At 60.3% G+C, this 8030-nt stretch carries 8 protein-coding genes, 1 other RNA gene and 2 pseudogenes; 8 read left to right on the forward strand and 3 right to left on the reverse strand.

What is annotated here, in order from left to right; all coding sequences use genetic code 11:
* The first annotated feature begins 108 nt into the window (after positions 1-108).
* Positions 109-468, forward strand: a transfer-messenger RNA (tmRNA) gene (ssrA, locus tag AC3WL8_RS39350).
* A 247-nt stretch (positions 469-715) separates the two neighbouring features.
* On the opposite strand, the gene AC3WL8_RS39355 is transcribed toward ssrA, so the two are convergent.
* Positions 716-1018 (reverse strand): hypothetical protein, encoded by a 303-nt coding sequence (locus tag AC3WL8_RS39355; protein WP_153956718.1) that lies wholly within the window; start codon positions 1016-1018, stop codon positions 716-718.
* A gap of 879 nt (positions 1019-1897) precedes the next feature.
* Between AC3WL8_RS39355 and AC3WL8_RS39360 the strand changes: the two are divergent.
* The 4 genes and pseudogenes from AC3WL8_RS39360 to AC3WL8_RS39375 all read left to right on the forward strand — a co-directional run.
* Positions 1898-2173, forward strand: a pseudogene (locus tag AC3WL8_RS39360) (transposase domain-containing protein); the annotation flags it as partial.
* Positions 2174-2516: 343 nt separating this feature from the next.
* The gene (locus AC3WL8_RS39365; protein ID WP_420872211.1) at positions 2517-2693 is read left to right on the forward strand and encodes a hypothetical protein; all 177 of its coding nucleotides are present in this window, start codon (positions 2517-2519) and stop codon (positions 2691-2693) included.
* A 39-nt stretch (positions 2694-2732) separates the two neighbouring features.
* Positions 2733-3074, forward strand: coding sequence for a type II toxin-antitoxin system HigB family toxin (locus AC3WL8_RS39370; RefSeq protein ID WP_492380205.1), 342 nt, complete (start codon positions 2733-2735; stop codon positions 3072-3074).
* Complete coding sequence (locus tag AC3WL8_RS39375; RefSeq protein ID WP_153956716.1) at positions 3059-3499, forward strand: helix-turn-helix domain-containing protein; 441 nt, start codon at positions 3059-3061, stop codon at positions 3497-3499. The genes AC3WL8_RS39370 and AC3WL8_RS39375 overlap by 16 nt, the downstream gene beginning before the upstream one ends.
* Before the next feature lie 96 nt (positions 3500-3595).
* On the opposite strand, the gene AC3WL8_RS39380 is transcribed toward AC3WL8_RS39375, so the two are convergent.
* Positions 3596-4711, reverse strand: coding sequence for a CapA family protein (locus tag AC3WL8_RS39380; protein WP_249678586.1), 1116 nt, complete (start codon positions 4709-4711; stop codon positions 3596-3598).
* Positions 4712-5112: 401 nt separating this feature from the next.
* The gene (locus tag AC3WL8_RS39385) at positions 5113-5313 is read right to left on the reverse strand and encodes a hypothetical protein (protein ID WP_153956714.1); all 201 of its coding nucleotides are present in this window, start codon (positions 5311-5313) and stop codon (positions 5113-5115) included.
* A gap of 294 nt (positions 5314-5607) precedes the next feature.
* On the opposite strand from AC3WL8_RS39385, the pseudogene AC3WL8_RS39390 reads away from it, so the two are divergent.
* The 3 genes and pseudogenes from AC3WL8_RS39390 to AC3WL8_RS39400 form a co-directional block, all read left to right on the forward strand.
* Positions 5608-6143, forward strand: a pseudogene (locus tag AC3WL8_RS39390) (IS6 family transposase); the annotation flags it as partial.
* An 892-nt stretch (positions 6144-7035) separates the two neighbouring features.
* Entirely contained in the window at positions 7036-7332 is a 297-nt protein-coding gene (locus AC3WL8_RS39395; protein WP_013958589.1) for an IS3 family transposase, read from the forward strand.
* A 20-nt stretch (positions 7333-7352) separates the two neighbouring features.
* On the forward strand, positions 7353-7769 hold the full coding sequence (locus AC3WL8_RS39400; protein ID WP_454754563.1) for an IS3 family transposase: 417 nt from the start codon (positions 7353-7355) through the stop codon (positions 7767-7769).
* Positions 7770-8030 lie beyond the last annotated feature (261 nt).

The following is an 8030-nucleotide window of genomic DNA, read 5'->3' on the forward strand; positions in this document are numbered from 1 at the left end:
TCCGTTGCCGGCAGGCTCGTACGCACCACGTACAGGCCATCGAGTGCAGCCTCCTGCTGAATCTGTTCGGCCTTGCGTCCCCACATGAAGCTCGAGTCGGTGAGAGCCGCACGCAAACTGCCTTGACGCTGCCGGCAGGAGGCGTAGAATCTGCATGGTCGGGTGCCGCAAGGTTCCCGGTAATGGTTGTAAACCTTCTTCTTGAAGGCCTTCTGGACGGCGGTTCGATTCCGCCCAGGTCCACCAGAAGCACATTGCACGGGCAGTGCGCTTCTGATGGGCCTGACCTGGTTTCGACAGGGGGAGATAGGGTCGTGAGGCAACTCGTCAGAGAAGACGTTAAAACTAAATCGAAGTAAATGCTAACGACGAAAAGTTCGCATTGGCCGCCTAACAGCCGCCTTGGGTTGTAACTGACCTCGAAACAGAAAAGTTACTGACAAGGGCTCCTTCGGGGGTCCTTGTTCATTTGAGGGCTTGGCATCGATGGCAGCATGCGAATACTCGGAAATGCTCGATCAAGACGGCAAATGGCAGCCTGTGGAGGGGATATCGGGGTGATCGTCCTTTTCCTGCATGTATGGACCCGACGCCTTTTGCAAGCTTCTTGTTCGTGATGTCGAAACGGTCTGCATGCATGTATCCGGCTTGCCTGGTGGGCCTTGCCGAAGCATGCCCGCAGCCTCGATGAGATCCGCGCATCCTGTCCTTAGCGCTAGTGCGTATCTCCTTCCATTGCAGCATGCAATTCCTCATACGCCTCGATTGGCTCCATATCCTGGTCGACAAACGCGGCTGCACGCTCCGCGGCGGCCAACGCGTCGCGCGGGATGTCGCTCTGGCTGTCGTCCTCGGTAGTCGGCGGCAGCAGCATGTCCTCAAGCATCCCGCGCAGCTCGGGGGTATTCCATGGCTTGCCCAGCCTGGCCTTCCTGTTCAGGTAGTGACGAATTTCCGAGTCTTGCTCGGCGGTGAGCGGAAGCCCGCGAAAAGTGGGGTCCGTGTTGTGATGGATCATGATGCGCCTCCCGAAGCGGTCTGCGCTTTCAATGTAGAGATATCAATTCCCTGCGGTGAACGTTACAAGTTGCGTGTGATCACTGTGCCGCGTGTCCGCGGCCAACCAATTTACGTCTTCTTCTTGGCGACACCTTCGTTCCCAACCCTCGAATGAACCGTGCTGAACGGGGTTGCCGGCACTGACGGCTTCTTGGGCTGCTTGGGCTTTTTCGCTTCGCGAGTGCTGCGTAGTTGACTCTTGGCCATGGATTGCTCCTAGTGCGTTGCTTGCCAAGGTGGCAGTTCCAGCATACGCGCTTAGAAGCTCTAACCAAATGACTTTTCATGACGTCCGCACGAAAGAGCCGCTCGGAGCCCGCGTCGTCGGAGTAGTAGTCGCTACCGGACAGTTGCCCGCACAACAAACGCAGCGTCACCGTGCCCGGCAGCGATGTCTTCTCGCTGACCTGAGCCTTTCCCTGATCCACCAGGCGCAGCAGCACCGGCAGATCCGCCAGGGCATCGCGCTCGCACAGCCGCACCGTCAACGGGCTTTCACCCGTTCATTTCGGGAGGCGTATCGGTCGTGCCGGGGCATGGGCCGGTCGCCCGGCAATTGCTGATCCAATGCCGGATCGCTGGGCCTGCATCAGGTGGAGTCAAAATCATTGCTGGGTGAGTTACAGCGCACGATGGTCGCGGCACAGGTTGCCGAGGCGGTTGCCCGGACCAGTGTTTGCCGCACGTGCGGTGCGCGTCTGGCATGCAAGGGGCACCATCGGCTCGTCCTTCGCTCGCCATTTGGATGGATGTTAATTGATGGCCCCAGGCTGTATCCCTGTCGGCAATGTAAGGGCGACGCCCCCACCTTCAGTCCGGTCGCCACCTGCTTGCCTGAGCGATCGGCCGCAAGAACTTCTTCGGCTCTGACAGCGGTGGCGAGCGAGGCGCCGCGATCTACACACTGGTCGCGACCACCAAACTCAACGGCCTCGATCCTGAGGCTTATCTGCGCTACGTCATCTCTCGCATTGTCGACCATCCGGTCAATCGCGTGAGCGATCTCCTGCCGTGGGCCGTCGCTGATCAGTTGCCCACTACAGCGCCTCGTCAAGGACGGCCTCGCTCGGACGCTTACCATGATCGAGCGGTAACACCTGCTATAGAACGTTGACGGTCAGGCCACGTAGGACATCAGCGCCGCAAAAAGATGTTTTTCCGGTATGGTCATACCATAAGTGATCAAAAAAGCGCAAATGTAAGGAGGTCTGTCATCAGCGGAATCGGTGATGGCGGCAGGCAGTCGCGGGGATCGGCCCCGCATCTTGCCAGTGCGGCGGCAGGCCCCCGCTACATCAGAGCGCCCGAGGGGGGCGGCGGGATGTGCTGCGGACGGGGAAGGCGCGGGCGGCAGTGTAGGGGGTACATAGTCGTGAGCCACCTGTCCCCCACTTCGACCCGCTCGCCGCCGGGGCGGGGCCGTGCTGTGGGTGCGCACACAATTGGCGCGGCACGGCTTGACCCTTGCTGACCTGGTGGCGGCCAGTTGCTTCGCGCCGGTAGGACGGACCGAGGCGGCGCCAACGGCCGTGCGCTACCGCAGCGCGGACGACGGGGCAGGGGAGATGCCGGACTGGCTGCGGCGGGCGGTCAACGCTGGGCAGAGCGTGGAGCATTTCCGCCTGGGGTCTTGATCGGACATAGTGCAGGTACCAGCGTCCTGCTGACCAAGGTTGGCCCGCAGCAGCGCCGCTCCACGTGCGATCAATCTCAATTTGAGATATACTGCGGGTATGCGCGTAATCTCTAACAAAGCCCTGGTGGATTTCGCGGCCCGATATCCGGATGCCAATGTTCCCTTACAGGCTTGGCGCAAGGTCGAGGCCACCAACTTCGGAAGCTTCGCCCACTTGAAGGCAACTTTCAACGCTACGGATCGTGTGGGAAATTTTTATATCTTTGACATCGGTGGCAATAAATATCGCCTCATCACCGCAATTCACTTCGACCGCCAGATGCTCTATGTGCGCGAAGTCTTAACTCACAAGGAGTACGACAAATGGAAGCCCTCTTGAATGTGGCTGCCCTGACCGATCACTTCCGCGCGCTGTCCGAAGTCGTACCCCTGCACCCCATTCGCACGGAAGGCGACTACGATGCGGCCGTTGCCGCCATGAATGCCCTGCTGGACGCGGGCGCGGCAGACGAAGCGCATCCGCTGGCGGATCTGGTCGCGACGCTCGGTGAGCTGATTGGTGACTACGACGAGGATCATTACGCCTTCCCCGAGGTGACCGGCGTGGATGCCTTGCGATTCCTGATGGAGCAGCACCATCTCACGCAGGCACAAGTGCCCGAAATCGGAAGCCAAGGCGTGGTTTCGGAAGTCCTGAACGGACGCCGCGAACTCAACGTGCGCCAGATCCGGGCGCTGGCCGCTCGCTTTGGCGTCGCGACTTCCGTGTTCTTCCCGGTCGACGCGCCAGTTGCCGTCGTGTGAGGCGACACCCACACTCCCAGCGTTGCAGCGACTTTCAGCATGGAGACAGAGTTCGGGACAAGCGTGCGTCAGGCATTATATCTGACGCTGTTGCATTCAAGAACAGCGCGCAAGGACGCGAAATTCGTCCCGATTCAAGCGCGTGACGCACGTCCCGAACCTCAGGTCCTCGCGATTGAGAACCTCAGTGAGCCAGCAGAAGTCGATCTCATGAGCATGCCGTAATTGGAAGTGGCGACGACGCAGCGGAACCAGCCGCAGGTCGGTGAGTCTGCCATGGTCGCTGTCGAGGGTCAGGGAGTACATCAATGCGAGATGGGCGCCAAATTCATCATGGCCACCGATACCCTCGTAATCGTTCACAAAATCGCCGCATCCGTACAGAATGAGCTTGCCAGCATGTAATTCAATGCCTTTGGCATGATGCGAAGAGTGACCATGGATGACGTCGACACCCGCTTCGTCGATTAACCCGTGTGCGAATGCCTGCTGTCCCGGCTCCAGATCGTAACCCCAGTCGACTCCCCAATGAAGCGAAGCGACCACCAGGTCACCCTTTCGCTTGAACTTTGCGATTTGTCTGGCGATACGGTCGACGCTCGCCGGTGAAAAGTCACGCAGCAGATTCACGCCGGCGCGCTTGTTCGTGGCCATCCATTTGTGCGGCGTACCTGCGTTCTCCATCGTGAACGCAAACACCAGGATCCGTCCTTGGTTCGGCAGTGCGAGTATCGCTGGCCGGGCGGCCTCACTTGCGTCGTGCCCGGCGCCGGCAGTCTCGATACCTGCCATGCGGAGAGCAGCGAGCGTGTCAGTCAACCCCGCATAGCCCCAATCGAGCACATGGTTGTTCGCCAGCACGGCGCAGTCGACGCCGGCGGTAACAAGACAAGCAGTATTGGCTGGGTGCATGCGGTGATGCGCGCGCTTGCCTGGCCATGCGTCTTCCGATGTCGTAATCGCCGTCGCGAGATTGATGATGCGTGCATCGGGACGCCGCAGCGCGAATTCCTCCAGCGCATCCCCCCAGATGTATGCATGGCTCACAGCCCTTGATATCGGTCCCGTCTTACGCTCAGCCAGCTTGACGTAGTCCAAGGCGGAACCGATGGATCCCTCATGCAGCGTAGGCACGCTCGGCGTCGCGAAGAGTTGATCGACTCCTCGCCCAGTCATGACATCACCACATAAGAAGAGGCTGATGGTGGTCACCGCGGGTCCCTGCCGTTCGGTCAACGTTTGCGTCGCGAGCGCGATCCGGTTGGCGCGCGCCCGTGTCACACCTATGCGCGGACCGTTGTTCGGGCCGCAAAAATACCCAGTACGCCGGGATTGTTGTGCAAGCTTGGCGAGAGGGTGGTGAAAGGCAAGCTCATGATCTTGGTGATCCGTACTCGAAGAGGAGAGCGCCTTTCCCGGGCAAGCGACTCGCGCGGCGGGGCCTTGGTTTCCTTCGCGAATTTTCAGCTGTTCAACAAGGAATCGGTGGTCGCAGACAATGCGTCGCCGCCGTCCCGCGCCACGCCTTACGTGGTGTTCTGGGCTCGAGAGCACTTTAGTCAGCCCTGCGCTGCGATTACGCGCGACGTTTGCTCTCCCGCACGAGCCGACTGTTACCGAATGCGGCGGACGGCGTCGAGCATGGAATGCCCCTGACTTGTCAGGCGGGCGTAGGCATTGCCGGTAGCATGACCCTGCTCGAACGTGACCAGTTTGTGGGCCAGCAAGCTGTCCAAATGCTCGGGTTCGAGGTCGTGGATCTCCTGCGCATCGCCAAGCAGCAGTAGCGCAGCGATTTCATGCGGACTTAGCATGTCGGCCTCCTTTGTCGTGGGTGGAAAAAGGAACTACGACTGCTGCTCCGTGGCTCGAGTTCCACGGAGGACGATGGCAACGGCAACGGGTGCATCGGTGCGAGGAGCGCTGGGAGCGCGCACCGAAGTTCCACACTAGGCTTTTTTGTCGCCCGAATCAAGAGCCAACGCAGGCATGGGGAATCTAAAATTCCGGCCCTTTCTAGAAATTACACTAATCTGGCTGGTCGACCTGCCTATGCTGCGCCGGCGCCAACGAAATGGAATGGTGGTCGACACGCCCCACTCGGTGGCCACCGCTGGGCGCTCAAGTTGCTGCCGGCGCTGAACAAGGGGTTTCGCCTTCGCAAGCGCCCAGTGGGAAAAAGCTGGCGCATGGACGAGCCCTACATCCTGGTACGGGGTCAGTGGAAATACCTGTACCGGGCGGTCGACAAGGCGGGCCATACCATCGACTTTCTGCTGCGCGCCCAGCGCGACAAGGCCGCGGCGCGGCGCTTTTTCGAGAAGGCCATCGCGCACCACGGTCAGCCCGACTCGGCGACCATCGCGGCAATCCGGCCAACTTGGCGACCCTGCACGACATCAACGCCTAACGGGAAGCTCCCATCGCCATCCGGCAGATCAAATATCTGAACAACATCGTCGAGCAGGACCATCGGGCCATCAAGCGCCTGACTCGACCGGTGCTGGGCTTCAAGGACTTTCGCTGCGCGCGCCTCCTGCTGGGCGGCATCGAGCTCATGCACATGATTGCCAAGGGCCAGATGCAGTGCCGCGAAGGGAGCAATCCGTCTGCTGCAGAGCAATTCTATTCCCTGGCAGCATAAGCCAGTTGTACCCCGGGGGGCTGCTTGCCCTCGCTCCCTTACTGCGACAGAACCACACAGGGAGTGGGGCCGAAGCGGCCGGCCTCGTGCCACAGCCACGGGATACCCTCGCTCAACTACACCCAGGAATAGAGGGTGTGATGCGCCGGCTCAATTGCACTATTCCCTGGGAGATCGGGATGGAGAAATTGGTGTCGGCCCCTCCATCGGAATGCTGGCCGACGTGCTCAGCAGGGCCGACCAGCGATCCTGGCCGAATAGGCTGACGCCGCCGCGACGCGGGACAGGTCAGCGAACGCGACTCTGCCTCGTTGACGGTGCCGGCTCAGCCTCCGCAGTCGGATGTGATGCGCCTGCACAGCTTGGCCGCCGCCATCTAGCATGGCCGGCATATGGTTTGCTATAACGAAAGCAAGCCCGCCCTTGCCAATGGTGGAGGGGCAATTTTCTTACTCTGGGTAGCGTAGGTGGGCACATGAAGCCGATAGTTCACCATTTTTATGCGCAGGCGCCCCATCATGGGGCGAGATATTACTTCACACTTGCAGCCTGCTTAGTGGCCTCGGGCGTGGCCTATGCTGTCTGGGCACTTCTGCGGTAGACGGTGAACACGCCAAAGGCATGGGGCCAAAGGCGCGGGCGATGCAGGCGAACAAACACAGGATGCGAACATGCTGAGTCCCCATGAAATCGCCACACTGATCTTGGTCAAGGATTGTCCTGATCCTTTTTGCTTGGACCCCACGGCAATTGATGCGCTGGTAGGGCACCGACTCGTCACGATAGAGAAAGGCTCCTCAGGCCAAACAAGCCCTCGTCTCACTGTGGTGGTCTAATTTCCTCGGACAGGTCGATAGGAGGACAATCCGGAATCGACGAGGAAAAAAGATAGATGACAAGAAGGCGCCGACAATTTGACGCCAGCTTCAAGCTGGAAGTAGTACGGATGGTGCGAGACCAAGGATTATCGGTCAGCGAGGTTTGCCGGTCGATGGAGCTTGGTGAGACGGCCGTTCGGCGCTGGATGGCGCAGTACGATGCAGAGTGCGCCGGCGGGCCTGGCGTGGGCAAGCCGCTGACGGCGGAACAGCAGCGCATCCGGCAACTGGAGGCGGAGAATCGGCAACTGCGCGAGGATAACGCCTTGCTAAAAAAAGCCTCGGCCTTCTTTGCGCGGGAACTGAAGTGAGCTACCGGGTGGTAGCCCACTTGCAACAGGAGGCCGTATCGGTCAGTAACGCCTGCCGGGTATTGCAGGTGAGCCGCTCGGGCTACTATGCGCACCGCCGCGCCAAGCCAAGCATGAAGACTCTGCAGGAGCAGACCCACGTCAAAGCGGCGTTCGCTGCGAGCGGCGCCAGCTACGGCAGCCGGCGTGTCATGCATGCGGTGCGGGAACAAGGGGTGCGCCTTGGCCGCTACCGGATTCGTAGGCTGATGCGCGAAGCGGGCTTGCGCGCGACCTGGAAGCGTAAGTTCGTGTCGACGACTGACAGCAAGCACACGCTGCCAGTGGCAGAGAACGTGCTGGACCGGCAATTCGACGTGGCCGAGCCGAATCGGGCCTGGACTTCGGACATAACCTATAGTACGCCCAGCCAGCGTAGCCCGCCCGTTTGGGGGTGAAGCTGCTTGAGCATGTTTGGAATGCAGGACCCGGTGGAATTGAAATTGTGCAGTACCGGGGCATGCCCTTCCTCTGCTGCGAGAGGAAGTGAGCCGAAGCGGCGGTGACCTGCTGACACTGGCAGGGTGACGTAGTCCGTGGGAAACGGGGCTTGCGGCGAAGCGGTTACGCCAAGATGAGTCTCTAGGCTGAGCATGGGACGGTTGAGGAACACGAACCTGTTGAAACGCATCTGAGGGTTGAAATGTCACCCTTGCCCA

This window comes from Cupriavidus sp. FW305-F7 (assembly GCF_058782875.1).